The sequence below is a fragment of the Kitasatospora sp. NPDC085895 genome (genome assembly GCF_040702125.1).
Lineage (GTDB): Bacteria > Actinomycetota > Actinomycetes > Streptomycetales > Streptomycetaceae > Kitasatospora > Kitasatospora arboriphila.
In genome coordinates, this window is the sequence record NZ_JBFBJY010000001.1 from 69,123 (window position 1) to 95,623 (window position 26,501).

At 74.6% G+C, this 26,501-nt stretch carries 17 protein-coding genes and 1 tRNA gene; 3 read left to right on the plus strand and 15 right to left on the minus strand.

Annotated elements, in window-relative coordinates:
• Positions 1 to 34 precede the first annotated feature (34 nt).
• The 4 genes from rplK to AB0442_RS00385 all read right to left on the minus strand — a co-directional run bounded on the left by rplK (position 35) and on the right by AB0442_RS00385 (position 2,278).
• The gene (gene rplK, locus AB0442_RS00370) at positions 35 to 469 is read right to left on the minus strand and encodes a 50S ribosomal protein L11 (protein ID WP_030263630.1); all 435 of its coding nucleotides are present in this window, start codon (positions 467 to 469) and stop codon (positions 35 to 37) included.
• 163 nt (positions 470 to 632) lie between these two features.
• Positions 633 to 1,481 carry a transcription termination/antitermination protein NusG gene (gene nusG, locus AB0442_RS00375; RefSeq protein WP_363540472.1) on the minus strand — a complete coding sequence of 283 codons (849 nt, stop codon included), beginning with the start codon at positions 1,479 to 1,481 and terminating at the stop codon, positions 633 to 635.
• A 229-nt stretch (positions 1,482 to 1,710) separates the two neighbouring features.
• The gene (gene secE, locus AB0442_RS00380; RefSeq protein ID WP_263104914.1) at positions 1,711 to 2,061 is read right to left on the minus strand and encodes a preprotein translocase subunit SecE; all 351 of its coding nucleotides are present in this window, start codon (positions 2,059 to 2,061) and stop codon (positions 1,711 to 1,713) included.
• Between the two features lie 144 nt (positions 2,062 to 2,205).
• A tRNA-Trp gene (locus AB0442_RS00385) sits at positions 2,206 to 2,278 on the minus strand.
• Between the two features lie 244 nt (positions 2,279 to 2,522).
• Between AB0442_RS00385 and AB0442_RS00390 the strand changes: the two genes are divergently transcribed.
• A complete protein-coding gene (locus AB0442_RS00390; RefSeq protein WP_366159758.1) occupies positions 2,523 to 3,761 on the plus strand; it encodes a pyridoxal phosphate-dependent aminotransferase in 1,239 nt (412 codons plus the stop codon).
• Positions 3,762 to 3,870: 109 nt separating this feature from the next.
• Positions 3,871 to 5,010, plus strand: a complete 1,140-nt coding sequence (locus AB0442_RS00395; protein WP_363540474.1) for an adenosine deaminase — start codon at positions 3,871 to 3,873, stop codon at positions 5,008 to 5,010.
• On the opposite strand, the gene AB0442_RS00400 is transcribed toward AB0442_RS00395, so the two are convergent.
• On the minus strand, positions 4,915 to 5,955 hold the full coding sequence (locus AB0442_RS00400) for a UDP-N-acetylmuramate dehydrogenase (RefSeq protein ID WP_366159759.1): 1,041 nt from the start codon (positions 5,953 to 5,955) through the stop codon (positions 4,915 to 4,917). The genes AB0442_RS00395 and AB0442_RS00400 overlap by 96 nt on opposite strands.
• Before the next feature lie 145 nt (positions 5,956 to 6,100).
• Between AB0442_RS00400 and AB0442_RS00405 the strand changes: the two genes are divergently transcribed.
• A complete protein-coding gene (locus tag AB0442_RS00405) occupies positions 6,101 to 6,736 on the plus strand; it encodes a MerR family transcriptional regulator (protein WP_366159760.1) in 636 nt (211 codons plus the stop codon).
• 85 nt (positions 6,737 to 6,821) lie between these two features.
• Here AB0442_RS00405 and AB0442_RS00410 read toward each other — a convergent pair whose 3' ends face one another.
• The 10 genes from AB0442_RS00410 to AB0442_RS00455 form a co-directional block, all read right to left on the minus strand.
• Positions 6,822 to 8,300, minus strand: coding sequence for an MFS transporter (locus AB0442_RS00410; RefSeq protein WP_366159761.1), 1,479 nt, complete (start codon positions 8,298 to 8,300; stop codon positions 6,822 to 6,824).
• A 128-nt stretch (positions 8,301 to 8,428) separates the two neighbouring features.
• The gene (locus tag AB0442_RS00415; protein WP_366159762.1) at positions 8,429 to 8,854 is read right to left on the minus strand and encodes a DUF3291 domain-containing protein; all 426 of its coding nucleotides are present in this window, start codon (positions 8,852 to 8,854) and stop codon (positions 8,429 to 8,431) included.
• 131 nt (positions 8,855 to 8,985) lie between these two features.
• Entirely contained in the window at positions 8,986 to 10,281 is a 1,296-nt protein-coding gene (locus AB0442_RS00420) for an FAD-dependent oxidoreductase (protein ID WP_366159763.1), read from the minus strand.
• A gap of 17 nt (positions 10,282 to 10,298) precedes the next feature.
• Entirely contained in the window at positions 10,299 to 11,003 is a 705-nt protein-coding gene (locus AB0442_RS00425; protein ID WP_366159764.1) for a 4'-phosphopantetheinyl transferase superfamily protein, read from the minus strand.
• Positions 10,990 to 11,226: a hypothetical protein gene (locus tag AB0442_RS00430; RefSeq protein WP_366159765.1), complete on the minus strand. Its 237-nt coding sequence runs from the start codon at positions 11,224 to 11,226 to the stop codon at positions 10,990 to 10,992. The genes AB0442_RS00425 and AB0442_RS00430 overlap by 14 nt, the downstream gene beginning before the upstream one ends.
• 37 nt (positions 11,227 to 11,263) lie before the next feature.
• Complete coding sequence (locus tag AB0442_RS00435; protein WP_366159766.1) at positions 11,264 to 13,063, minus strand: acyl-CoA dehydrogenase family protein; 1,800 nt, start codon at positions 13,061 to 13,063, stop codon at positions 11,264 to 11,266.
• A 63-nt stretch (positions 13,064 to 13,126) separates the two neighbouring features.
• Positions 13,127 to 14,836: an acyl-CoA dehydrogenase family protein gene (locus AB0442_RS00440; RefSeq protein ID WP_366159767.1), complete on the minus strand. Its 1,710-nt coding sequence runs from the start codon at positions 14,834 to 14,836 to the stop codon at positions 13,127 to 13,129.
• Positions 14,833 to 16,464 carry a PfaD family polyunsaturated fatty acid/polyketide biosynthesis protein gene (locus tag AB0442_RS00445; RefSeq protein ID WP_366159768.1) on the minus strand — a complete coding sequence of 544 codons (1,632 nt, stop codon included), beginning with the start codon at positions 16,462 to 16,464 and terminating at the stop codon, positions 14,833 to 14,835. Before AB0442_RS00445 ends, AB0442_RS00440 begins: the two co-directional genes overlap by 4 nt.
• Positions 16,465 to 16,493: 29 nt before the next feature.
• A complete protein-coding gene (locus AB0442_RS00450; protein ID WP_366159769.1) occupies positions 16,494 to 23,819 on the minus strand; it encodes a beta-ketoacyl synthase N-terminal-like domain-containing protein in 7,326 nt (2,441 codons plus the stop codon).
• A gap of 83 nt (positions 23,820 to 23,902) precedes the next feature.
• Positions 23,903 to 26,501, minus strand: a 2,599-nt coding sequence (locus tag AB0442_RS00455; RefSeq protein ID WP_366159770.1) for an SDR family NAD(P)-dependent oxidoreductase, incomplete at its 5' end; no start/stop codon positions are given.

Below are 26,501 nucleotides of genomic sequence, written 5' to 3' on the forward strand. Positions count from 1 at the left end.
GCGCTCGGCCCTACCACGGGGACGACTGGGCTGATCAGCCCTCGACGGTGATGCCCATCGACCGGGCGGTGCCGGCGATGATCTTCGACGCGGCGTCCAGGTCGTTGGCGTTCAGGTCGGGGAGCTTCACGGTGGCGATCTCGCGGACCTGGGCAGCCGTGAGCTTGGCGACCTTGGTCTTGTGCGGCTCGCTGGAGCCCTTGTCGATGCCGGCGGCCTTCAGGATGAGGCGCGCGGCCGGCGGCGTCTTCGTGATGAAGGTGAAGGTGCGGTCCTCGTAGACCGTGATCTCCACCGGCACGATCATGCCGCGCTGCGACTCGGTCGCGGCGTTGTAGGCCTTGCAGAACTCCATGATGTTGACGCCGTGCTGACCCAGTGCGGGGCCGACCGGCGGGGCCGGGTTGGCCGCACCGGCGTTGATCTGGAGCTTGATAAGCCCCGTGACCTTCTTCTTCTTGGGAGGCATGTCTCTCCGGGTCCTTCCGAGAGGTGATTTCGGCGTGTGCATCGGTCGGGGCGACACCCGGCCGCCAGCACACACATCGGACCAGGCTAACCGCTGATGCGGCCCTGGACCAAAACGGCTCCGGGGCGGAGCCTGCGCCCCGCCCCGGAGCCGAAGATCTGCGTCAGTTCTTCTGGATCTGGTCGAACGACAGCTCGACCGGGGTCTCGCGGCCGAAGATCTCGACCAGGCCCTTGACCTTCTTCGAGTCGGGGTTGATCTCGTTGATGGTCGCCTGCAGGGTCGCGAACGGGCCGTCGGTGACGGTGACCGAGTCGCCGACCTCGAAGTCGAGCACCTGGACCTCGACCGGGCGGACCGGGGACGCCTTGCCGGCCTCCTTGGCCGCGGCGCGCTCGACGTCCGGCGCGAGCATCTTGACGACCTCGTCCAGCGTCAGCGGGTACGGGTCGTAGGCGTTGCCGACGAAGCCGGTGACACCCGGGGTGTTGCGGACGACGCCCCAGGACTCGGCGTCCAGCTCCATGCGGACCAGGACGTAGCCGGGGAGCTTGTTCTGACGGATGGTCTTGCGGTCGCCGTTCTTGATCTGGACGACCTCTTCCTGCGGCACGGCCGACTCGAAGATGCGGTCCTCGACGTTCAGCGAGACGGAGCGCTGCTCCAGGTTCTGCTTCACGCGGTTCTCGTAGCCGGCGTACGTGTGGATGACGTACCACTCGCCCGGCGCGAGGCGGAGCTTCTCGCGGAACTCGGCGACCGGGTCGCTCTCCTCCGCCTCGGCGGTGAACGCCTCCTCGGCGGCGGCCTCGGCCTCGGCGACCTCGTGCAGCGCGGCGGCCTCGGCCGGCACGCCCGCCTCCGCCTCGTCCGCAGCCTCGACCTCGTCCTCGTCGGCGTCGGCGGCGTCGAGGATCTGCTCCGCAGCCTCGGCGTCGGCGGCCTCGGCCGCGACGTCCGCGTCGCGGACGGTCTCGTCGGCGTCGGCGTCGTACAGGGGGGACTCAGACACGGGCGCTGCTTCTTTCCTGGGATGTGTAACGGATACCTCAACAGTACCGAGTCAACGGTAGCTGGCCCGCCCGGTCGGCGCCGAAAGCCCGGACCGGTCTCCCGTCCCGGAGGGGCGGGGCACCGGTCTCGGGTGCGCGGGACGGGTCGGGCGGGTGTCCGGACGTCGCGCACCGGCCGGTCGGGCCGGTGGCGTCCGCGGAGGAAAGTCGCGCCGGATCGGGCGCGGGTCAGCCGAAGATCAGCAGGCTGAGCTTGGCGAACGCGGTGTCGAGGCCGTAGACCACGAGCATGATCGTGACGACGAAGACGACGACCACGGTGGTGTACTGGATCAGCTCGCCGCGGCTCGGCCAGACGACCTTGCGGAGCTCGGCGATGATCTGGCGGTAGAAGACCGCCATGCGCGCGAAGAGGCCCTTCTTGGCCCGCTTGCCGGACTTGCGGTCGCCGCCCTGCGCCTTGCGGGCGCGCTTCCGGTCGCGGCGGGAGAGCGCCTCGTCAGGCGTGGCGGCAGCGCCGTCGGCACCCTCGGGGTTGCCGCTCTCAGGCGTTGCGGTGGAGCCCGTGGTCTCCGTCACTCGTCCTCACCTGAATCCGGGTCCTGCCGAGAAGCGTGCCCGGGGTGGGCGCGCCGGTCCGGCGAAGTGCATTGCTGACGGGGCCCTCTCCGCATCAAGCCCGCTCGCTCTGTGGAGCGAACGGGCTCGGTACGAAAAAAGCAGCAGGGCACGAGGGACTCGAACCCCCAACCGCCGGTTTTGGAGACCGGTGCTCTACCAATTGAGCTAGTGCCCTACGGTGCCTCGCGGCCCCGGAGTTGACCCCAACCTACCGCATCGGTGCCGGTGCGTGGTGTACGCATCGGCGTTGCGGTCCGCGGGGGCCATCGGTGGTCGAGCATACGGGTTCCGAGGCGTTTGGTCGAACCTCATTTGCCGACGGCCCCGTCGCCGGGCCTGCGGGGACACATCGTGGGACGCCCCGTACGCATGCTGGAACCCTCCTGCCCCGGCGGTGCCCACTCTGCGACGATGCAGGCATGAGCGCTTCCACCCCCGCCAACGTCCGTCCCGCCGACCGCCGGGTGTCCGCCCGGATCGGCGCCATCGCGGAGTCCGCCACCCTCGCCGTGGACGCCAAGGCCAAGGCCCTCAAGGCGGCCGGCCGCCCCGTCATCGGCTTCGGCGCGGGCGAGCCCGACTTCCCGACCCCGGGCTACATCGTCGAGGCCGCGGTCGCCGCCTGCCGGGACCCGAAGAACCACCGCTACACCCCGGCCGGCGGCCTGCCCGAGCTCAAGGCCGCGATCGCCGCCAAGACGCTGCGCGACTCGGGCTACGAGGTGGACGCCTCCCAGGTGCTCGTGACCAACGGCGGCAAGCAGGCCATCTACGAGGCCTTCGCCGCGATCCTCGACCCGGGCGACGAGGTCATCGTCCCGGCGCCGTACTGGACCACCTACCCGGAGTCGATCCAGCTCGCGGGCGGCGTGGCGGTCGAGGTCGTCACCGACGAGACCACCGGCTACAAGGCCTCGGTCGAGCAGCTGGAGGCGGCCCGCACCGAGAACACCAAGGTGGTGCTCTTCGTCTCGCCGTCCAACCCGACCGGCGCGGTGTACACCCGCGAGGAGGCCGAGGCGATCGGCCGCTGGGCGCTGGAGCACGGTCTGTGGGTGCTCACCGACGAGATCTACGAGCACCTGGTCTACGGGGACGCCGAGTTCACCTCGCTGCCGGCCCTGCTGCCCGAGCTGCGCGACAAGTGCGTCGTGGTCAACGGCGTCGCCAAGACCTACGCGATGACCGGCTGGCGGGTGGGCTGGCTGATCGGCCCGCAGGACGTCGTGAAGGCCGCGACCAACCTGCAGTCGCACGCCACCTCCAACGTCTCCAACGTGGCGCAGGTGGCCGCGCTGGCCGCGGTGGCCGGCGACCTGTCGGCCGTCGACGAGATGAAGACCGCCTTCGACCGCCGCCGCCGCACGATCGTGAAGATGCTCAACGAGATCGACGGCGTGCTCTGCCCCGAGCCCGAGGGCGCGTTCTACGTGTACCCCTCGGTCAAGGGCCTGCTCGGCAAGGAGATCCGCGGGAAGCGCCCGGCCAGCTCCTCCGAGCTCGCCGCGCTGATCCTGGACGAGGCCGAGGTCGCGGTCGTCCCGGGCGAGGCCTTCGGCACCCCCGGCTACCTGCGGCTGTCCTACGCGCTCGGCGACGCCGACCTGGTCGAGGGCGTGACCCGGATCCAGCGGCTGCTGGCCGAGGCCCGCGACTGACCCTCCCCGGCTGCCGCACCGCCCCCTGACACCCCGTTGAAACTCATTCTTTCGAGGGATGTTCAGGGGGCGGCTCCCGTTCGCCGCCGGAATGCGGCAGGATCGGTGGATGGATCGCCTTTCAACCCCGCGTGACGTCGTCCTCCTGCCCAAGGCCCACCTCCACCTGCACTTCACCGGGTCGATGCGCCCGGCCACGCTGCTGGAGCTGGCCGACAAGCACGGGGTGCGGCTGCCGGAGGCCCTGAGTTCTGGCGAGCCCCCCAGCCTGCGGGCGACGGACGAGCGCGGCTGGTTCCGCTTCCAGCGCCTCTACGACACCGCCCGCTCGGTGCTCCGCGACGAGTCCGACATCCGGCGCCTGGTCCGCGAGACCGCCGAGGACGAGCGGCGGGACGGCTCCCGCTGGCTGGAGATCCAGGTCGACCCCACCTCGTACGCGCCGCGGCTCGGCGGGCTGATCCCCGCGCTGGAGCTGATCCTCGACGCGGTGCGGGAGGCCTCGGCGGCCACCGGGGTGGGCATGCGGGTGGTGGTCGCGGCCAACCGGATGAAGTCCCCGATGGACGCGCGCACCCTCGCCCGGCTGGCCGTCCGCTACACCGACCGCGGCGTGGTCGGCTTCGGCCTCTCCAACGACGAGCGCCGCGGGCTCGCCCGGGACTTCGACCGCGCCTTCGAGATCGCCCGCAAGGGCGGGCTGCTGGCGGCCCCGCACGGCGGCGAGCTCTCCGGCCCGGAGTCCGTCCGGGACTGCCTGGACGACCTGGGCGCCGGCCGGATCGGGCACGGCGTCCGCTCCGCGGAGGACGCCCGGCTGCTGGAGCGGCTGGCCGCGCGCGGCGTCACCTGCGAGGTCTGCCCCTCGTCCAACGTGTCGCTGGGCGTCTACGAGCGCGCCGAGGACGTGCCGCTGCGCACCCTCTTCGAGGCCGGTGTGCCGATGGCCCTGGGCGCGGACGACCCGCTGCTCTTCGGCTCCCGGCTCGCCGCCCAGTACGACCTCGTCCGGACGGTGCACGGCTTCTCCGACGCCGAGCTCGCCGAGCTGGCCCGCCAGTCGGTGCGCGGCTCGCTCGCACCCGAGTCGGTGCGCAAGGAACTGCTGGCCGACATCGACGGGTGGCTGGCCGGCCCGGCGGGCGCTGCCGCCCTAGAGGGCGACGCCGACCATCACGGGCTCGTTCACCAGCTCCACGCCGAAGGCGGCGCGCACGCCGTCGCGGACCTCGCGGGCCAGCGCCAGTAGGTCCTCGGTGCTGGCCGAGCCCCGGTTGGTGAGCGCCAGGGTGTGCTTGGTGGAGAGGGTGGCCCGGCCGGTGCCGTAGCCCTTGGTGAAGCCCGCCTTGTCGATCAGCCAGGCGGCGGAGGTCTTGGTGCGGCCGTCGGGCGCGGGGAAGGCGGGGGCGGTCAGGCCGTCGAGCCGGGCGGTGAAGGCCGCGTACTGCTCGGCGGTGAGCACCGGGTTGGTGAAGAAGGAGCCGGCCGACCAGGTGTCGTGGTCCTCCGGGTCCAGCACCATGCCCTTGCCGGCCCGAAGCTCCAGCACGGTGTCGGCGGCGGTGGCGAGGTCGACCCGCTCCCCCGCGGCCACGCCGAGCGTCCGGGCGACCTCGGCGTACTTGACCGGCGAGGACTGCCCGGCGGCGTCCTCCAGGGCGAAGCGCACCCGCAGCACCACGTAGCGGTTCGGGTCGGCCTTGAAGCGGCTGTGCCGGTAGGAGAAGGCGCACTCGGCGTTGGCGAGGACGACCGTCTCCCCCGCCTGCCGGTCGTAGGCGACGACCTCGGTGATCGTCTCGGCGACCTCCTGGCCGTAGGCGCCGACGTTCTGCACCGGGGTGGCGCCGGCCGAGCCGGGGATGCCGGCCAGGAACTCGACGCCCGCGAGGCCCGCGGCGACGGTGCGGGCGACCGCGTCGGCCCAGACCTCGCCGGCGGCCAGCTCCAGGCGGGTGCCGTCCAGCTCGAAGCCGCGGGTGGCGATCCGCAGCACGGTGCCGTCGAAGCCGGCGTCGCCGATCACCAGGTTGGAGCCGCCGCCCAGCAGGAGCAGCGGCTCGCCGGCCGCGTCGGCCTCGCGGACGGCCGCGACGACCTCGTCGTCGGTGGTGGCCGTGACGAGGCGGCGGGCGGGGCCGCCGAGCCGGAGCGTGGTCAGCGGGGCGAGCGGGGCGTTCTGGAGTACCTGCACGCCCACCACGGTATACGGGGCGGCGTCGTGCCCGGTGCGGGTGCCCGCGGTTCCCGGGCGGACACCGATAGTGGAGACGTATGCTATCCATATTGGTCCGCCGCCCGCCGCGCGGACCGTCCGACCCTCGAACAGACGGGACGCCATGCGCATCGGAGAGCTGAGCCGGCGGACCGGGGTGCCGGTCCCGACCATCAAGTACTACCTGCGGGAGGGGCTGCTGCCCGGCGGCGAGCTGACCAGTCCGAACCAGGCCCAGTACGGCGAGCCCCACGTGCACCGGCTGAAGCTGGTGCGGGCGATGGTCGAGGTCGGCAAGCTCTCGGTGGCCGCGACCCGCGACGTCCTGCAGGCGATCGACGAGCCCGGCAACAGCCTGCACCGGGTGCTGGGCATCGCCCAGGCCGCCGTCACCCCGGCGGTGACCGCGGCCGACCCGGACGCCTGGGAGAGCGCGGAGAAGCTGGTCGAGGAGCTCGTCGAGCGGCACGGCTGGGAGGTGAAGCCGGGCAACCCAGCCCGGCAGGCGCTGGCCCAGCTGGTGGTGACCCTCCGCGACCTCGGCCAGGACGACCTGCTCGACGTCTTCGACGACTACGCGGCCGCCGCGGAGCGGCTCTCCACGGCGGAGCTGGCGCTGATCGGCCGCCGCGAGGGCCTGGACAGCAAGGTGGAGGGCGCGGTGCTGGGCACCGTGCTCGGCGACGCCCTGATCGGGGCGATGCGCCGGCTGGCCCAGGCGAACGCCTCGCACCGCGCCTTCGAGGGCGCCCGCGGCTGACGGGCCGCACGGACGCACGCCGGAGGCCCCCGGGAGTTCCGGGGGCCTCCGGCGTTCGACGACCGCTCCTCCGGGAGCGGGTCCGTCAGGCGTTGGCGGGGGCGGGCTCGTCCGCGGGGACGTCCTCCACCGGCTCGGCGGCCGGGCGGGGCGGGCGCGGGATGAACAGGGCGCAGACGCCGCCGAACACCACCACCGCGACGCCGACCCAGACCGCCGGGTGCAGGCCCTTGACGAACTCCTGGGCGTTCACCGGGCTGCCGTACTCCAGGAAGACGCTGCTGAGCACGGCGATGCCGAGCGCGCCGCCGATCTCCCGGACGGTGGTGTTGGCGCCGGAGGCCTTGCCCCGGTGCTCGGGGCCGACCGCGCCCAGCACCACGGCCGCCGTCGGGGCGATGGCGAAGCCCATGCCGGCGCCGGCCACCAGCATCGCGCCGACCAGGTGGGAGTAGGGGGTGTCGTCGGTGGCGGCCAGGTTGATCCAGGCGAGGCCGGCGGCCTGCAGGAAGAGGCCGAGCGCCATCAGCCGGCCGCCGCCGACCCGGTCGGTCAGCGCGCCGGCGACCGGGGCGATGAACATCGGCATCAGGGTCCAGGCGAGGGTGAGCACGCCGGCGTGCAGCGGGGTGCGGTAGGGCGCGATCTGCAGGTACTGGGAGAGGAAGAAGATCGAGCCGAACACGCCGAAGTACATCGAGGCGGACACCACGTTGGTCAGGGTGAAGGCGCGGACGCGGTAGAAGCCGAGCGGCAGCAGGGGGTGCTCGACGCGGCGCTCCCAGAGCACGAAGGCGGTCAGCAGGACGGCGGCGGCCGCGAAGGCGCCGAGGATGCGGCCGTCCGTCCAGCCGTCCTCGCTGCCGTTGACGATGCCCCAGACCAGGGCGAGCAGGCCGGCCGAGGCGAGCAGCATGCCGAGCAGGTCGAGGCCGGCCCGCTCGCCGCGGCTCTCCTTCAGCACCTTGAGGACGAACGGGACGGCGAGCACGCCGACCGGCACGTTGATCCAGAAGATCCACTCCCAGGCGAGGCCGTCGACGACGGCGCCGCCGACCACCGGGCCGAGCGCGATGGCGAGGCCGCTGACCGCGCCCCACAGGCCGAGGGCGAGGCTGCGCAGCCGCTCGGGGACGGCCTGCGAGAGCAGGGTGAGCGAGAGCGGCATGACGGCGGCGGCGCCGAAGCCCTGGACGGTGCGGGCGGTGATGAGTTCGGCGCTGGTGTCGGCGAGGCCGCAGGCGATCGAGGAGAGCGTGAAGATCGCGATGCCGAGGACGAAGACCCTCCGGCGCCCGAAGCGGTCGCCGAGCGCGGCACCGATCAGCAGCAGGCAGGAGAAGCTGAGGACGTAGGCGTTGACGAACCACTGGAGGTCGCGGGTGTCGGCCTCGAGGTCGACGGCCAGGGTGCGCAGGGCGGTGGAGACCACCAGGTTGTCGAGCGCGACCATGAACATCGGCACGCTGCAGGCGACGATCGACAGCCAGAGCGGCACGGTGCGGCCGCCGCCGTCGGCGGGGAGGTCCCCGGCCGGGACGGACCGCAATCCTGTCGAGGACATGACAGCTTTCTCCTTCGGTCGTGGTACAACGGGGTCTGTCGTGGTGCGGGGGGTCGCGGCTCGGCGGTCGCGGTGCAGCGGGGTCCGGGCGGGCCGGGGTTCGGCCCGCCCGGGAGGAACGGCGACGGTCAGGCCCCGGCGCCCTCGGCCGGGGCGGCGTCGGCCTGCCGCTGCTCGGCGAGCCGGCGCTTGGCGTCGGCCCAGGTGATCGGGAGCTCCTCCACCGGCACGTCCCAGAAGGTGAAGGTGGAGTTGTCCATGGTCGAACGCAGCGAAGTCATGATCGAGTAGTGCGGCTCGGTCCTGGCGAAGGTGTGGAGCGCCTCCCGGGACTCCCAGGCGGAGAGCGTCCAGAAGGTGCGCTTGAGCGGCTGGGCGACGAGCGAGGCGCCGACGGCGCCGGGCGCGGTGCGGACCTGCCGCCAGGCGGCCAGCGACTTCCAGAAGAAGCGCGGCACGTCGGCGAGCGAGCGGACCTCGAAGCGGGAGGCCATCACCACGGCCCGGGTCTGCGGCCGAGGAGCGTTGGGTGTGGTCCAGGGGAGCGTAGGCATGGGGTCAGCCTTCCTCGGCCGCCGATCGGCGAACCCGCGTACGAGGGCCCGCCGAAACCGATAGTGGAACCTTGCGCTATCCACTATAGAGAGTGGCGCTTTCCAATGCCAGCTCTTTTTCGGGGAACCCCTCAGCGCCCGAGCTCCCGCAGCAGCTGCTCCGCCGCCTCCAGCCCGGAGGAGAACGCCGCCTCGTGCGAGCCGATCTGGTCCCAGTGCAGCCGCTTGGAGTGGAAGTAGGAGCCGCAGAGCTTGATCCGGGTGCCCTCGTTGACCTGGTAGATGGTCCTCTGCAGGGTGCGCAGGTCCAGGTCGATCACCGGGTGCTCGTAGTGCAGCTCGCGGATCACCGACTCCTCGCGCACCGGCAGCGGGCAGTCCAGGGTGACGAAGTAGTCCTGCTCGGACTCGAAGCCGTGCAGCCGGTTCATGTAGTAGGCGACGTACGGGCGGACCTCGCCGTCCACCGCGACCTTGCCGTAGTTCCAGTTGTCCCAGCGGGAGCGGTCGGCGGGCATCACCGACGGGTCGGTGTGCAGCACCGCGACGGAGGAGTTGTAGCGGATCCGGGCGAGCGTCTCGCGCTGCAGCGGGCTCGGCTCGGTGAGCAGGGCGCGGGCCTGGTCGCCGTGCGCGGCGACCACCACGTGGTCGAAGCGCTCGGCGCCGGACGCGGTGGTGACGGTGGCCCCGTCCGGCTGCTCGGTGACCGACAGCACCCGCTCGCCGAGCCGCAGCTTGGGATCGATCGCGGTCAGCGCCTTCCGCACGTACCGGACCGAACCGCCCTCCACCGTCTGCCAGTCGACCCGCTGCCCGCCGAGGCCGCCCTCGTCGTGCGCCATGAAGAAGGCGATCACCGTGGTGGCCGGCATCTCCCAGATCAGCTCGGCCGGCACCGACCAGACCGCCGTGCACAGCAGGATCACGTAGCCGTACCGGAACCCGTCGCTGTAGCCGCCGCGGTCCAGGTACTCCCCCAGCGGCAGGTCGGTGCGCTTGCGCAGGAAGTCCTTGCGGCCCTCCTGGTGGAAGCGCCGGGCCTCGCTCCAGATGGTGCGGAACTCCGCCGGGTAGCGGGCCAGCACCTCCTCCTCCGGTAGCGCCATCTCGGCCGTGCCGTACTGGAGGCCGGAGTCCAGGTCGAAGAAGTTGAAGCCGCCCTCGTGCCGGCGGGTGGCGACGCCCAGTTCGCCGAAGAAGCGGCTGAGGTTGGGGTAGCTGGGCTCGTTGAAGACCACGAAGGCGGTGTCGATGCCGAGCACGCGGCCGGCGTCCTCGACCTCGATCGTGTGGGCGTGCCCGCCGACGCGGTCGTCCTGCTCGAACAGGGTGATCTCGGCGTGTTCGCGGAGCCGGTACGCGGCGGACAGGCCGGCCACGCCGGCGCCGACGACCGCGACCCGGGGCTTGGCGGTTGCAGACATGAGGGGTCCTTAGCTGGCTAGGGGGCGATCAGGGTGCGGTGGATGCGGCCGCCCCGGCCGTCCTGCACGGCGGCGGCGAGGACGAGTCCCGGTGCGGGGTGGAGCAGTTCGAAGTGCCAGGCGGCGTTCTCGGCGGCCGGCCGGGCCGGGTCGGTGACCCGGATCGGCCGGCTCTGCGGCGGGGTGAAGGAGAAGCCCGCGAGCTCCCGCCGCAGCCCGGTGCCGACGGCCTTGAGGTAGGCCTCCTTGAGCACCCAGTACGCGGCGACCCGGGCCGGCCGGTCGGCCGCGGGGGCGGCGTCCACGGCGGCCCGCTCGGCCGCGGCGAACCAGCGCGGCAGGTGGCGGACGGCGTCCGCACCGGCTGCGGCCGGCTCCACGTCCACCCCGCAGCCGCGGCCGGAGGTCACCAGGCAGGCGACCATCCCGTCGGTGTGCGAGAGGTTGAACCGCAGGCCGTCCGCGGACGGTTCGGGCTCCGGACGGCCGTCCGGAGCGGTCCGCACCCGCCAGCCGCCGAGCGGGCGGCCGGAGCGGGCGCTCAGCGCGTACCGGGCGAGCACCCGACCGCCGAGGAAGCGCCGCCGGGCGCCCTCGCCGCGCAGCCGGGCCAGCCGCGTCCGCTCCTCGGGGCCGAGCAGGGCGGGCCCGCCGTGCCGGGCGGCGAAGGCCTCGGCGGCGGCCTCCGGGAGCAGCCAGAGGTGGCCGTCACGTGCGGACATCGCGCCTCCGGCTGCGCTGCTGCCGGGGCTCCCGGTGCTCCTCGGGCTCCGGGACGGTGCCGAGGACGCCCATGCCGACCAGCTGCTTCAGCCACTCGGACATCTCCCAGCGCAGCCGATCCCGGCAGGGCGGGCAGACCTTGAGGTCGGGGTCGAGGCGGTCGGGCCGGCCGGTTCGCCGGCAGGACGGGCAGAGGGCGCGGGCGCCCGGGTGCGGTGGCATGCGGCACTCCTTCCGCTGCGGTGCGGTCGGTCGGGGGTCAGCACGCGCCGGGGCGGGACCCGGTGCGCGCGGCCAGCCGGAACTGCCAGTGCGAGAACAGCCGGTCGCCCCGGTGCAGCCGTCGCAGCACGGCCATCACCTCGTCCACGTCGGCGGCCGTGGTGACGGCCTCGTGCGGGTACCAGTGCCGGCGCAGCCGTTCCAGTTGGAGCAGCAGCAGGGCGCCGCTGGGCAGCGGGTCCTCCATCGCGGCGGCGGAGTGGACGTGGGTGTGCAGGCAGGCGGCGACGGCGTGCAGCAGGCAGTACTCCTTGGCGAGGTCGAAGAGTTCGGCGGACTGCCCGTACGCGCGGCCGAGTCCGGTCTTGAGCGTGCGGCTGCGCGCGTGCAGGGCCGGGGCGCGGCCGAGGAGTTCGGCGGCGGTGTCGGCGGCGCGCCGCAGCCGGTCGCCCTCGGCCCTCCCGGCGGTCCCGGCCCCGTCGGCGAGGCGGCGCAGGGCGGCGAGCGAGGCGGGCGCGGCGAGCAGGGCGTCGTCCCGGCCGCGGCTGAACAGCTCCTGGTCCCAGGGGCGGTAGAGCGGCAGCGGCCGGTCCATGCCGTACAGGTCGGCCACCCGCTCCTCGGCCGCGTCGGCGGCACCCGCGGGGGGCTCGACGGCGGCGGCGAGCAGTCCGTCCAGTTGCAGGGCGAGGTTCTTGAGGTTGACCACGGTGTTGCCGTCGGCGAAGTTGGCCACCAGCAGGTCGCGGAGCATCTTCTGGTGGATGCCGTGGTGCGGGTCGTCGCGGAGGTAGAAGCGGGCGCCCAGCACCACGTTGAGCTGGGACATGGTGCGTTCCAGCATGGTCGGCACCAGGTACTTGGCGACCGAGGACCAGACGCTGGCCTGCTCCGGGACGAGCTGGAGGCTGCGGACGGCGCCGAGGCTGACCGCGTCGGCGACCATCAGGTCGGCGAAGCACTCGGTCAACTGCCTCCGGGAGTAGGGGATGTCGCTGACGGTGCGGCCGAAGATGACCCGGTGCTCGGTGAAGTCGAGGGTGCCGCGCAGTGCGGTGTCCACCGCGGAGAGCGCGATGGAGCCGATCAGGGTGCGGGCGACCTGGGAGGTCTGCAGGGCGATCTCCAGGCCGGCGCCCTCCGCGCCGAGCCGGGCGGAGTTGGGGACGAACACCCCGTCCACCCGGATGCCGCTCATGTCGATGGCGCGCAGGCCGTGCAGCCGCTCGTTGGGCAGCTCCTCGACGGAGCCGGCCGGGGTGCGGCGCTTCTCCAGCAGCAGGATCGAGTAGCCGGCGGGGCCGCCGGACTCCTTGGTGCGGGCGAAGACGGTGAGGCCGTCGGCGACGCGGGCGTTGCCGATCAGCCACTTCTCGCCGGTGAGCAGGTAGCCGCCGTCGACCTTGTCGGCCCGCAGTTCGTTGCCGAGCACGTCGCTGCCGTGGTTGCGCTCGGACAGGCCCCAGGCGTAGCGGCTGCCCTGCTTCACGGCGTCGACCAGGTACTGCTTCTGCTCGTCGGTGCCGGCGATCCAGGCGGGCAGGAAGGCCAGGCTGGTGATGATCAGGGCGGTGGCGGTGGTCGGGTCGCGGCGGGCGACGAGGCGCAGCAGGTTGAAGCCGGTCTCCACGTCGCCGGCCCGGCCGCCCTGGGCGGCGGGGATGTTGTACTCGTGCACCCCCCAGCGCTGCAGCAGGTTGACGAAGGGGTAGGGGTACTCCTCGCGTTCGTCGTGGTCGAGGATCCGCTCGAACGGCATCCGGCTCGCCGGGTCGTGCGGGTCGCCGAGGTGGGCCTCCAGCTCGGCGGCGAGCTTGTCGAGTTCTGGCTTCGGCACCGGTCTCCTCCGGGTCGCGTGGATCGGTCGCGTGGATCGGTCGCGTGGGTGCAGGGGTGTCGGTCAGGCCAGCGGGACGGGGACGGCGGAGAACAGCCGCCCGCCGTCGTGCAGCGCGAGCGCGGTGTCGAGGGCGGGTGCGAGCAGGTCGGCCCCGCGGCGCGGGTCGGTGCCGTCGGCGCGGGCGAGCAGGTAGCCGAGGCAGGCGCCGAGCCAGCCGGCCGAGCCGGGCGGCTGCCCGTGCAGCGGCAGGTGGCGGCTCGCCCACCACAGCTGGAGGCAGCAGGCGGCGGCGTGCAGCCAGGCGAACCGTTCGGCGAGGTCGACCAGGGCGAGGCCGGGGCCGGCCTGCTCGACCTCCTCGGGCAGGTCCTGCAGGGCGCCTTGGAGGCGTTCGGCGAGGGCGGCCGCCTGTGGGGCGCCGCCCTCCGCGAGGGCGGTCGCGGCGGGGCCGGCGATCGCGGCGAGGGTGCCGGTCGGCAGGTCGCGGCCGCGGGCGTTGAGGTCGAGCCGGGCCGGGTCGTAGGGCGGCAGCGGCGCGTCCAGGGCGAAGACGGTCGCGGCGTCCCCGGCCGGGCCGGCCGGGGCCTTGGCGAGGGCGGGCAGTTGGCCGGTGAAGGAGCGGAGGTTGGCCAGGGTGCTGGTGTCGACGACCCGGACGAGGGCGGCGTCCCGCTGGAGCTTCTGGAAGAGGCCGCCGCCGGGGCCCTCGGTGCGCAGCACGGCGCGGGTGGCGAGGGTGGCGCCGCAGCGGGCGATCGCGTCCTCGACGGCCTCGGCGACCACGTGCTTGGCGGCGCAGCCCCAGATGCTGAACTGCTCGGGGGCGAGGTGGATGCCGCGGGCGGCGGTCAGGGCGACGGCGTCGGCGGCGAGCAGCGCGGCGGCGGCGATCGCGGACTCCCGCCGCTGGTGGGAGGTGTCGAGGAGGCGGCTGCGGCCGGTGCGGCGTTCGGCGGCGAAGCCGAGGGTGAGCCGCAGGGCGGTGTCGGCGCAGCCGAGGCTGCCGGCGGTCGACATCAGCCGGACGACCTGCTGGGCCTTGACCGCGGCCTCCAGGGCCTCGCCGGGCCGGCCGACGACGCGGCTCCCGGGGACGGGGAGGCCGTCGAAGCGCAGGTGGGCGAAGTCGATGCCGCGCATGCCGCCGGTGGGCACGGCGGGGCCGCGGTCGAGTTCGGGCCCGGCCGCGGCGAGGTCGAGCAGGACGGCGGTGAAGGAGCCCGGTCCGCGCTCCCCGGTGCGGGCGACCACGTAGGCGGCCTCGCAGCGCTGCCCGAGGCCGACCATCCACTTCTCGCCGGTGAGGCGCAGGCCCGGGCCGTCCGGGTCGCGTTCGAGGCGGGCGGTGTTGGCGAGCAGGTCGCTGCCGTGCTCGGCCTCGGAGAGCGCGAAGGCCACCGCGCCGCCGCCGCGCAGGAGTTCGGCGACCTCCTGCTGGTGGGCGGGCGAGCCGTGCAGCCGGACGCAGGTGGCGGCGGTGATGGAGAACATGGTGGCCGGCATGGCGTTGAGGTCGCGCCGGGCGGCGGTGCGGACGAGCAGCAGGCTGCGGTCGAAGGAGCGGAAGGTGCCGCCCCAGTCGGCGGGCAGGTAGTCGAGGTGGAAGCCGGTTCCGCGCAGGGCGGCGGCCAGCGCCTCGGGGTACTCCCCGGCCTCGTCGCGGCGGGCGGCGGCGGCGAAGCCGTACGGGTTGGCCGGGTCCTCGGCGGGGCCGAGCGTCTGCTCCAACTGCGCGGCGGCGGAGCCGAGTCCGTCGAGCGGGCCGGTCATCTGGCGCCCTCCAGGGTGGTGACCGCGGACTCCAGCGGGACGGGCCGGTAGTCGGCGGCGGCGGCCGGGACGTGCACGCCGGCGGTGCGCAGCTGGGCGATCCGGGTGTGGAAGGCGGCGCCGCGCATCAGGTGGTGGGCGACCTCGGCGACCCGGCGGTTGCCGGGTGCCTTGAGGTAGCTGGCGGTGACCCAGTCGTTGAAGCTGCCCATCGCCGGGCCGCACCAGATCTGGTAGTCGAGGGTGCGGTCGGGGTCGCCGGTGACGGCCCAGCGCGAGGACATCCCGAGGTACCAGCGGAAGACCAGGGCCATCCGCCGCTTGGGGTTGCCGGCGGCGCGGGCGAGCTGTTCGGGGTCGCGGCGCTCGAAGTAGCCGACGCACTCCTGCCAGACGTCGGCGAGCGGGCGGCGGAAGACCTGGGCCTCCAGCCGGGCGCGCTCGGCCTCGGGCAGCGCCTCCAGTCCGTCGTACGCCTGGTAGAGCTCGTAGAGCTTCTTGGCGCGCATCGGGAAGAGCGTGCCCTTCTTCAGCACCTGCAGCTCGACGCCCAGTTCGAACATGTCGGCGGCGGGGGCCATCTCGCAGTCGGCGATGCCGGCCTCGGCGAGCAGCGCCCTGGCCGCCTTCGAGGCGCCGGACTCCACGCAGGACTGGTTGACCGAGCCGGTGACCACGTAGGCGGCGCCCATGGCGAAGGCGGCGGCGACGGCGGACGGGGTGCCGAGCCCGCCGCCGGCGCCGACCCGGACGGGGGCCGGGTAGCGGTGCTCGCGCTGCACGGCGTCGCGCAGCCGCAGGATGCTGGGCAGCAGGGCGGGCAGCGGCCGGCGGTCGGTGTGGCCGCCGGAGTCGGCCTCGACGGTGATGTCGTCGGCCATCGGCACGTACTTGGCGAGGTCGGCCTGGAGCGGGGTGATCAGGCCCTGTTCCAGCAGGGCGCTGACGGTGGCGGCGGGGGCCGGGCGCATGAACCGCTCGGCGGTCTCGGTGCGGGAGATCTTGGCGATCACCCGGTGTTCGGCGACCGGGCGGCCGTCCGGTCCCGGGCGCAGCCCGGCGAGCCGGTAGCGGACGATGTGCGGGCTGAGCGCCATGAAGGCGGAGGCCTCGACGCAGCGGACGCCGTGCCGCAGGAACAGTTCGACGGCCTCGCGCTCCAGCCGTTCCTCGCTGGGGCTGTGGATCAGGTTGACGGCGTAGGGCAGGCCGGGGATCTCGGCGGCGAACCGGGCGAGCGCCTCCGCGATGTTCTCCGGCAGCAGGCCGGCGGCGCCGAAGGAGCCGAGGAACCCCTGCCGGGCGAGGGCGATCACCAGGTCGGCAGAGGCGATCCCGCCGGCCATCGCCCCGGCCAGGTAGGGCTGGCGGACGCCGTGCGCGGCGAGGAAGGCGGCCGAGCCGAGCCGCTGCGGGGGCAGCGGTGCGGCGGCTGCGAGCAGCGGCAGGCCGCTCTCGCGGCCGCCGGACGGGACGGCGCGGCCGCCCGCGGCGGCGCCGATGCCCTGCGGGGTGCGGACGACGAAGCAGGGGCGTTCCAGGTCGGCGAGGGCCTGGTAGATCCCGGCCGGGTCGGTGCTCGGGTACTGCTCGCCCTGCCAGAGCAGTGGTGTCTGGGGGTGGTTCATGATGGGCTTCCGTCTCCTCGGGCGGGCGGTCAGGGGGTGGCCGACTGGGACCGGACCTCGACGGCCACGCCGGTGAGCTCGTAGATCCGCAGTCCGGGCTTCCACAGGTCGGCGTCGGCGACCACCACGAGCCGGCCGTCCTGGCGGCGGACCTCGCGGACGTGCACGTCGAAGCGGAGCTCCTCGTCGTGGCGGAGGATCTGGCCGCGGTACTTCCAGCCGAGTTCGACGTCGGTGGCGAGGGCGAAGTGCGGCCGCTCGATGCCCTCGGCGAGGCCCTCCTCCAGCACGTACAGCCGCAGGGCCTGCAGCACGGCCTCGACGCCGAGCGAGCCGGGCATCACCGGGTCGCGGTGGAAGTGGCAGTCGAAGTACCACTCGTCGGGGCGCACCGCGCGATGGCCGTGCAGGTAGCCCTTGCCGTGCCGGCCGCCGTCGCGGACCAGGTCGACCCGGTCGACGAGGTGGAAGTGGCCGCCGGGCAGGTGCAGCAGGCCGCCCGCCGGGTCGGTGAACGCCGGCGCGTCGTCGGGGAGTTCGATCCGCCGGACGCGATCGGCGGCGGGCTTCTCCTGCTCGATCCAGGGGGCGGCGTACTGTCCGGCGTCCAGGCCGGCCTGGTTGGCGAGGGCGGCGTCGCTGAAGTACCCGAAGAGGGACTCGCCGGTGTAGAAGACCTCGCCGTCGGCGGAGAGCTCGTAGCTGAACTTCTGCAGCACGGCGCCCTGGACGGCGCTGGTCATCAGCAGCTTGGAGTGGTGCCGGACGGTCCTGCCGCGCAGGTCGAGGTCCTTGACCAGGGTGGCCCGCCCGTCCAGGTTGCGGATGGCGCACTCGGTCTCCGGCTGCTTGAGGGTGGCGCCGAGGTAGTAGCCGAGCAGGATGGCGGCCTGCAGCGAGGTCTCCATGTACACGCAGTTCGGCATGTGCGGGTGCGCGTTCTGCGCGTAGTACCAGGCGTCGGCCGGGGAGTCGTACTCGGTGACCATCTCCGAGCCGGGGCCGAGGTCGCCGCGGACGCCCTTGAGCTGCATGATCCGGTCGACGAACTGGAAGTCCCCGTTGGGGATGTAGGGCGCCCGGCTGCTGCGGTACACGTCGAACTCGGGGCCCATCGCGGTGCCGAGGTCGCCCTTGGCGGCGTGCGCCAGGTGCAGCTCGTTGATCATCGCGGGTTCGCCGGAGCGGTTGCGCCGGCCGAGGAAGGCGGGCACGCCGCCGGTCTCCGGCCGGTACGGGGTGCCCTCCTTCTCGCGGATCTGGATGCCGAAGTTGCGCATCCGGATCACCGGCTTGTCGCCCAGGTACACCAGGACGTCGGCGATCACCGAGGGCCGCGGGAGCAGGGTGAGCTCCATGACCTCGATCTCGTAGCGGATCTCCCGGTGCTGCGGGGTGATCTGGCCGCGGACCTGCACCTCGGTCTGCAGGCCGACGATGGTCTGGAAGCGGGCGTCCGGCAGCACCAGGTGCATGCCCTGGTGCAGCAGGTAGGTCTGCAGGGCCTGGACGGCGCCCTCGGCGACCATCGAGCCGGCCAGCACGGGGTCGTCGGGGAAGTGGCACTCGAAGTACCAGGCGTCGGGCTGCAGCTGCTTGGTGGCGGTGAGGGCGCCGAGGCCGCGCGGGCCGCCGGTGCGGTCGATCCGCAGCTCGTCGATCATCCGCAGCCGCGCGTCGGGCAGGCGCAGCGCGGGGTTGAGGCCCTCGTCCTGGGCGTGTTCGGGGCCGAAGACCTCGCCGGGGCGGCCCTGGGCGAGCAGTTCGAGGTCGGCGGCGGTGAGGTGGTCCTTCCCGGTGCGGGCGAGCGGCTTGAACCACGCCTTGGTCAGGGCCGCACGGGCGGCCTTCTCCTTGGCGGTGACGACCACGCCGAGCGGGGTGTCGAGTTCGGCCCGGCTGAAGAACCCGGCGGAGGCGTCCTTGAGTTCGAGGATCAGCTCGCCGTCGGCGTAGCAGAGGTAGCTGAAGAAGAAGAGCGTGGTGTCGCCCTGGGTGACGAACCGGTTGATCGAGATGTCGTAGCGCAGGGTCTGCCCGGCCCGCGGCAGGTCGCCGTGGAAGACCAGGGTGGAGTCGAGCAGCCGGTAGACCCGCTCGCCCTTGTTGCGGAAGTCGATGCCGAGGTAGCTGATCAGCAGCAGGTCGCACTGGCCGGCCTCGATGGCGACCGCCGGCGGCACCCCGCCGTCGACGGCGTACCAGGCGTCCTTCGGTACGTCGTACTCGGTGCGGATGAAGGACGGCTCGTAGACGCCGGTCTCGGCGCGCAGCTCGGTGACCCGGGTGACGAAGTGGTACGGCGGGGCGGGCAGCCGGACGCGCTTGGCGTAGCCGTCGATCTCGGCGAAGGCGGGGCCGAAGACGTCGGCGACCCGGCCGGTGGCGAAGGCGAGCAGGTCGTCCTCGTCCCAGATGACGCCGGGTTCCCCGGCCGGGACGACCGCGGTCGGCTCCAGCACGGCCGGCACCGGCAGCGCCTGGACGGGCACGGGCAGGACGGGCACGGGCGGGACCGGCACGGGCGGGACCGGCGGCAGTTCGAGCCGCGGGGCGAGCTCGATGGCCTGCCGCTCGGGCTCCGGCAGCGGCGCGGGGTCGGCGGGCGGGGCTTCGAGCAGCGCCTCGGTGCGGGCCAGGGTGCTGTCCTGCAGGACGCGCTGGGTCTCCATCACCACCGAGTGGGTGGCCATCAGCTGCTCGCGCAGTTCGCGGACGAGGTCCTGGGCGCCGTAGCTGCCGCTCTCCGCGGCCGGAGCCGGGGCGGTCGCCGGCGGTGCGGTCACCGGCGGTGCGGCGGGGGCCGGTGGCGCGGGCGCGGCCTCGGCGGCCGGCTCGCTCCACGGCAGGAAGGAGATCGGCTCGCCGTCGAAGGCGATGACCTCGGGGTCGGCGAGGGTCGGATCGGCGGGCATCTGCTCCTCCGGCGAGAGGGGGGACGGTCCGGGCGGGCCGGGCGGCGCTGCCGGCGGCGGAAGGCGGGGGTCTGCGCCGCCCGCCGCACGGGCGGCGGACGGCGCGGGAACGGCGGCGACCGCGGCGAGCACGGGCTCCGGCGCGGCGGCGGGTACGGGGGTCGCAACGGTCTCGGCCAGCAGTTCCGCGGCTGCGGCGGCGATCCCGGCGGGGACGGACGCGCCGCCGCCGACCGGGAAGAGCACCCGGCGCCGGGCGGGCACCGCCGGCGCGGGCCCGAGCAGGCCGACGAGGTCGAGCGGCACGCCGTGCGCGACCAGCCGGGCGGCCAGCTGCGCGACGGTGCGGGCGGTCGGCACGCCGCGCCGGTCCACGCAGACCGCGACGTGCGGGGTGTCGCCGAGCGTCTCGCGCACCCAGCGGGTGCAGGTGGCGCCCGGGCCGACCTCGACGAAGTAGCGGAAGCCGCGGTCGTGCGCGGCCCGCACCAGCCGCGGGAAGTCGATCGTGGAGCGGAGCGTCTGCGCGATCCGGCGGGCCGTCTCCGCGCTGTCCAGGGCCGGGACGGGCCCGTAGTCGTAGGCGCTGAGCAGTTCCAGGCCGCCGGCGGAGCCCATCGGGTGGTCGTTGAGCCCGGCGAGGCCGTCCAGGTCGGGGTCGACGACCGGGCAGTGCATCACCCCGTTGACGGGTGACCTGGCCGCGGGGCAGCCCAACTCCTCGATCAGCGCCCGGCACTGCGCCGGGTCGCCGGCGATCACCAGCTCGCCCGGGGTGTTGACGTGGGTGAGGAACACCCGGTCGTACCGGGCGAGCGCGGCGCGGACGCGCTCCGCGTCGGCCAGCAGCACATGGCCGGCCCAGACCGCGGAGTCGGGCACGGAGTCGGCCAGGCCCCACTGCTCGCGGACGGCGGTGCGCCGCCCGTTCAGCCGGTGCCGGAAGATCGGCGTGGCGCTGATCCGGTCGTCGCGGCGGGCGCCGCGCTGCCAGCCGCCGGTGGCGAACAGCATGCTGGACTCGCCGAGGCTGTAGCCGAAGGCGCCGTGCGCCCGGACGCCCAGCAGGTCCCGCACCAGGTCGGTGTACAGGATCGCGAAGGTGGTGCCGGTGGCCAGCATGAACGGCAGGTCGTCGCCCAGCTCGGCCTCCAGGGCCATGAGTTCGCGACGGCCGGGGTCGATCTGGGTGCGCGGGTGCAGCCGGGCGGCGCGGAAGGTGTCGTCGGGCCGCTCGACCTCGGCCTCGAAGCGCTCCAGCAGGCCGGGGAAGGCCCGGAAGAGGTCCCGGCCGAGCCCCGGGTAGGAGGTGACCGCGCCGGGGTAGACCAGCGCGACCTTGCCGTCCGGGCCGATCGGGCGCGGGGTGAAGCAGCTGCCGGCCGGGGTCGCCCACTCCTCGCCGCGCTCCCAGGCGCCGGGCAGGTCCTTGGCGGCCGCGGCGAGCTGGCGGCCGAGTTCCTCGGCGTCCCGGCCGACCAGTACGACCCGCGGGGTGCCGGCGGGCAGGGCCTCGGCGGCGGCCCGGGCGAGCGCGTACGGGTCGGCGCCGTCGGCGAGCAGGCCGCGGTGGCGTTCGACGGCGGCCAGCATTCCGGCCGGGTCGTCCGCGCCGAGGGCGAGCAGCACCGGGCCGCCGGCCCGCTGCCAGGCCCGCTCCTCGACGGCGCCGCTGGTGGCCGCCGCGGAGACCACCAGCCGGCCGTGCGCACCGCCCTCGGCGATGAACGAGACGGCGGCGTGCCGCCGTCCGGTCCGCTCGGTGCGCAGCCAGGGACGGGAGGTGTCGGCGAGGTGGCAGCCGGTGGCTGCGAGCCGGTCCGCGAGTTCGGGGGCGGGCCGCCGCCAGCCGGGGACGCCCGGCAGGTAGCCGTGGTGGACGGCGAGGACGGCCCGCAGCAGACCGGCCATCGCGGCGGCGCCCTGGGCGTCGCCGATGTGGGCACGGGCGCTGCCGAGCGCCGGGCCGGGGGTGCCGGCGGGGTGGACGGCGGCCAGCGCGGCGAGTTCCGCGGCGTCCTCGGCGGCGGTGCCGGCCGCGTGGGCCTCCAGGTAGCCGATGTCGGCGGCGGTGATCCCGGCGGCTTCGTGGGCCAGGGCGGCGGCCTCGGCGAGCGCGCCGGCGTCGGCCTCGGGCAGCGCGCCGTCGACGGGGGCGGCGTGCCGGACGGCGACGGCGTCCAGCCGGGCGTAGGCGGGGCGGCGGCCCTCACCGGTGCGGGTGAGGACGACCGCTCCGGCGCCCTCGCCGATCCGCCAGCCGCCGGTGTCCGCGCCGAAGGCGAGGCCGGGGCCGGTGGCGGGGGCGCCGTGGGCGGCGGTCCGCTGCACCAGGTTCTCGGGCGAGCCGGCGAGGTCGACGGCGCCGACCAGGACGGCCTCCACGCTGTCGTCGAGCAGCAGCAGCCGGGCGGTGTCCAGGGCCTGCGCGGTGCCGGCGCCCTCGGCGGAGACGGTGAAGGACGGGCCGGTGAGGTTCCACAGCGAGGAGATCCGGCTGGCCATGATGTTGCCGATGTAGCTGAGCACCTCGTTGGCGACGATCGGCTCGTGCACGCCGTCGCGGGCGATCGCGGTGAGCCGCTCGCGCTGTCCGTCCGTCAGGTCGGTGCCGGCGAGCAGCTCGCGCAGGTACGCGGCGATCCGGTGGCGGGCCAGGTGCAGGTGGGCGGAGGGCTCGATCTCCATCGCGACGACGACGGCGATCCGCCGGGCCTCGGGTGCGGAGGTGCCGGGGGCGGGCGTGCGGCTGTACCCGGCGTCGGTGAGCGCCTCGTCGGCGACCTTGGACATCAGCGCGTGCTGCAGGTTGTAGTTGCGCAGGTCGGCGGGCGGGATCCGGTGGTCGACCGGGTCGAGGCCGACGGTGTCGACGAAGGCGCCGACCGGCGGGGTGCCGGGGCCGACCCCGGCCGCGGCGAGGGCGCCGTCGGTGCTCTCCTCCAGTCCGCGCCAGCGGCGTTCGGGCAGCGGGCGGAAGGAGTCCAGCCCGTCGTGCACGGCCCGCTCGAAGGCGGTGGCCGATTCGAAGGCGCCGAAGTGCGCGCCGAGGCCCACGATGTCGGGCGTGGGCAGCGCGGTCGCCGGGGCGGTCGCGGCCTGCGCCGGGACGGCGTCGGAGAGCACCACGTGCGCGTTGGTGCCGCCGAATCCGAAGGCGGAGACGGCGGCCCGGCGGGTGCCGGGGGCACCGGGCCAGTCCCGTCCGGTGCGGACCAGGGCGGTCGCGGCCGCCCCACCGGGCCCGGGCACCGGCTCGGTGACGCCGACGGTCGGCGGCAGGTGGCCGTGCTCCATGGCGAGCACCACCTTGAGCAGGCTGCTCAGGCCGGCGACGGTCAGCAGGTGGCCGATGTTGCCCTTCACCGAACCGAGCAGCGGCAGTTCGCCGTGCGCACCGAAGAACCCGGCGACCGAGGCGGCCTCGGTGGTGTCGCCGATCGGGGTGCCGGTGGCGTGGCACTCCAGGTAGTCGACCTCGGCGGGCGAGACGCCCGCGGCCCGGTAGGCCAGCTCGTAGGCGCGGTGCTGGCCGGCCTCGTCCGGCACCAGGAGGTGGCGGCCGCCGCCGTCGTTGGACAGGCCGATGCCGTCGACGACGGCGTGGATCCGGTCGCCCTCGCGCAGCGCGTCCTCCAGCCGCCGCACGGCGACCATGCCGGCGCCCTGGCCGGTGAGGATGCCGGCCGAGCGGGCGTCGAAGGGCTGGCTGAACCCGTTCTCGGGGTAGGCGTGCAGGTCGGAGAAGCAGAGGTGGATCAGGGTCGGGTCGGGGGCGCAGACGCCGCCGGCGAGCACCAGGTCGGCCTGGCCGGTGGCGAGGTGGTCGCAGGCCAGCTTCAGCGCGTACAGCGCGGAGGAGCAGGCGGCGTCCAGGGCGTACCGGGGGCCGCCGAGGCCGAGGGCGGCGCCGACGATCCGGGCGGGCGCGCCGCTGACCCGGGCGTCGGCGGGGTCGCGGCGCGGGGCGGTGTCGGGGCGGCCGGGCAGGTCGAGGCCGGCCCGGCGCAGGCCGGTGCGGACGGCCTGCTCGACCAGCGGCAGGCTGAGGTCGGCCGAACCGGGCGTCGGGAACGAGTAGTTGCCGAGCACCAGGCCCGTCCGGGCGAGCAGCTCGGGGCGGTCGAGGTGGCCGCCGGTGCGCAGCGCCTCGCGGGCGGTGTGCAGCGACCAGTGGAAGACCCGGTCGAGGCCGGCGAGGCGCTCGGCGGCGATCCGGTAGCCGGTCGGGTCGAAGGCGAAGCCGCGGACGAAGCCGCCGCGGGTGCAGGTGATGCGGTGCTGCGGGTCGAGGTCGCGGGGGTCGGCGGGCGGTCCGAAGACCTCCGGGCCGCCCTCGGCCCGGCTGTCCGTCCCGCTGACGAGGTTCTGCCAGAACCGGTCCGGCGTCTCGGCGCCGGGGAACAGGCAGGACAGGCCGACGATGGCGTACGTGCTCATGGAAGCGGTGGTCCCTCCGGTCCGTGCGGCGGTCCGGCCGGCCTGCTGGGGTGCGGCCGGCCGGACCTGCCGGGTCGGGTGCGTCAGCTGCGGGCGAACTTCGCGGCCAGCTGCGGGGTCGACACGAGGCTGACCCCGCTCAGCCGGGCGAGGACCCGTCCGCCGTGGCCGACGGCGGTGACCGTCAGGCTCGCCGAGGTGCCGTTCACCGAGGCGGGTTCGACCACGGCGAGGAAGGTCTCGCCGTCGGCCGGCGCCCGGTGCAGCTCGGCGCGGGCCACCGAGAGCGGCAGGCTCGCCGTGGCGCGGAACAGCCGCATCCAGACCAGGCCCGCCTGCAGCAGCAGGTCGGTCGTGCCGGGCCGGTACAGCGAGCCGGCGAACGCCCCTGCGGCCGCGGCCGGTTCGGGCAGCGCGCACTCCAGCACCAGCCGGAACTCGTCCTCGGCCAGCACCCGACGGACGCCCTGCAGGGCGGCGCCGTGGAAGAGCGTGCCGTCGGCGTAGAACCCGCCGGCGTCGCGTCCGCCGCCCGCGGCCGGCAGCCCGGCCAGGGTCGGGTGGTTGAGCTCCGTCGCCGGGTCATTGCCGAGCACGACCGTCGCCGCGTAGTGCGGGCGGACGGTGCCGTCCGCGGCGACCGAGCGGATCACCACCTCGGTGCTGGCCCGGTCGCCCGCCGGGGTGGCCGCCAACTGCAGTCGCTCCGGCAGCGCCTCGTCGAAGAGGACGCCCTTGTGCACCGCGAAGTCCCGCACCTGGCGGACGGTTCCGCCGCTGAGCCGTTCCACCGCGCCGACCGCCCAGCCGAGGGCGAGCGCCGCGGGCAGCACCGGCACCCCGCCGATCACGTGGTCGGCGACGATCGGCTCGGCGGCCAGCGCGGCCGCCGGGCGCTCCAGCACCACCGCGGCGGCGGGCACGGCCGGCTCGCGCACCGACAGCGGGGTGGTCGGGCCGAGCACGGTGACGGTGTCCTCGGCCCGCCCGGCCGCGAACTGGCCGGTGAACAGCGCCGTTCCGGTCTCCACCGGGATCAGCGTGATGCCGCGCTCCTGGAACACCGCCTTGATCTGCGGCGAGACCATCCCGCTGTCCCAGGCGCCCCAGTTGAGCGAGCTGACCCGGGCCGCGGGGTGCCGCCGCCGGAACGACGACGCCCAGGCGTTGAGCACCTCGTTCGCCATCGCGTAGTCCGACTGTCCCTGGTTGCCGAAGAACCCGGCGACCGAGGAGAACAGCACCACGTGCCGCAGCCGGTCGGCCGGCAGCGCCTCCACCACCGCGCGCAGCCCGCCGAGCTTCGGCGCGAAGACCCGCTCGACCTCGGAGGCCCGCTTGTTGGCGATCAGCTGGTCGGCCAGCACCCCGGCGCCGTGCACCAGACCGGTGACCCGGCCCGCGTACGGTGCCAGCGCGGCGGCGGTCGCGGCGGCGTCGGTGATGTCCACCGCCAGGTACTCGGCCTCGGAGCCGGCGGCCTTCAGCTCGGCGAGGGTCTCGCGGACCTCCCGCTCGCCGACCACCGCCCGGTACAACTGCTCCACCCGCTTCGGGGTGGGCTTCTCCCCCTCGGCCTTGAGCCGGGCGACAGCGGCAGCCTTCAGCTCGGCGGTGCCGGTCACCCCGGCCGCCCAGTCCGGCTCCTCGCCGAGTTCGGTCCGGCCGAGCAGCAGCAGGCCGGGACGGTGGGTGCGGGCCAGGTCGGCCACGCAGCGGGCGGTGATGCCGCGTCCGCCGCCGGTGACCACCAGCAGGTCGTCCGGGCCGACCTCGGCAGCGGTCGCGGAACCGGGGTCGGCGGCCAGGCCGGTGGGCCGCTCCGCGAGCGTCAGGGCGACCCGGCGGCGGCCGTCCAGGCCCACCTGCACCGGCTCGGCCGAGGCGTCGGAGACCTCCGCGAGCAGCAGCTCCGCGGCCGCGCGGTCGGCGACACCGGGCGCCAGGTCCACGGCCCGGCAGAACACCCCGGGCGCCTCCACCGCCAGCGTCTTCACCAGGCCGCCGTAGCCGCCGGCGGGGACGAGGTCCTCGGCGACGCCGGTGAGGCCGAAGGCCCCGTCCAGCCGGGTCACCGTGACGAAGCCCGCCCGGCCGGCCGAGGCGGCCCGGACCAGCGGCTCCACCAGGTGCTTGGCGACCAGCAGCCCGTGCGAGAGCCGGCGGACGCCGTCCGCCCACTCGGTGTCCCGACGGGTGTCGAAGACCACCGCGAGCGCGACCGGTCCCTCCAGCACCTGCTCGGTGCGCTCGGCGAGTTCGGTCGGGCCCCAGCCGGAGAGCGCGTGGTCCTCGACGCCGTCGATCCGGCGGGCGACGGACGGCAGCCGCAGCACCCGGACGGGCCGGCCCTGCGCCAGCAGCCGCTCGGCGACCAGCGGCACCAGGTCTCCGCCGTCGTCCACGAGCAGCGCCGCGGCACCCTGCGGGTAGGCGGCCACCAGCACGTCCGGGGAGGGGAGTTCGAGGAGCGCGGCCTGCGCCCGGCCTATCGCGCCGGTGGGCGCGGCGGGCTCCGGGCGGGGTGCGGGAACCGTGGACGCCTCGGGCGCGGCGGGCGCCTCGGTGCCGCCGATCGCACCGGTCATGAAGTCCACGATCTGGCCGAGGGTGCGCAGTTCGCCGAGCTGCTCGGGGCCGACGGCCACCTCGCTCGGGAACCGCTCCGAGAGCACACCCAGG

Coding starts and splice junctions, on each gene's coding strand:
- rplK (WP_030263630.1), bottom strand. CDS start 469: ATGCCTCCCAAGAAGAAGAAGGTCACGGGGCTTATCAAGCTCCAGATC.
- AB0442_RS00390 (WP_366159758.1), top strand. CDS start 2,523: ATGAGCGCTTCCACCCCCGCCAACGTCCGTCCCGCCGACCGCCGGGTG.
- AB0442_RS00395 (WP_363540474.1), top strand. CDS start 3,871: ATGGATCGCCTTTCAACCCCGCGTGACGTCGTCCTCCTGCCCAAGGCC.
- AB0442_RS00405 (WP_366159760.1), top strand. CDS start 6,101: ATGCGCATCGGAGAGCTGAGCCGGCGGACCGGGGTGCCGGTCCCGACC.
- AB0442_RS00410 (WP_366159761.1), bottom strand. CDS start 8,300: ATGTCCTCGACAGGATTGCGGTCCGTCCCGGCCGGGGACCTCCCCGCC.
- AB0442_RS00415 (WP_366159762.1), bottom strand. CDS start 8,854: ATGCCTACGCTCCCCTGGACCACACCCAACGCTCCTCGGCCGCAGACC.
- AB0442_RS00420 (WP_366159763.1), bottom strand. CDS start 10,281: ATGTCTGCAACCGCCAAGCCCCGGGTCGCGGTCGTCGGCGCCGGCGTG.
- AB0442_RS00425 (WP_366159764.1), bottom strand. CDS start 11,003: ATGTCCGCACGTGACGGCCACCTCTGGCTGCTCCCGGAGGCCGCCGCC.
- AB0442_RS00430 (WP_366159765.1), bottom strand. CDS start 11,226: ATGCCACCGCACCCGGGCGCCCGCGCCCTCTGCCCGTCCTGCCGGCGA.
- AB0442_RS00440 (WP_366159767.1), bottom strand. CDS start 14,836: ATGACCGGCCCGCTCGACGGACTCGGCTCCGCCGCCGCGCAGTTGGAG.
- AB0442_RS00445 (WP_366159768.1), bottom strand. CDS start 16,464: ATGAACCACCCCCAGACACCACTGCTCTGGCAGGGCGAGCAGTACCCG.
- AB0442_RS00450 (WP_366159769.1), bottom strand. CDS start 23,819: ATGAGCACGTACGCCATCGTCGGCCTGTCCTGCCTGTTCCCCGGCGCC.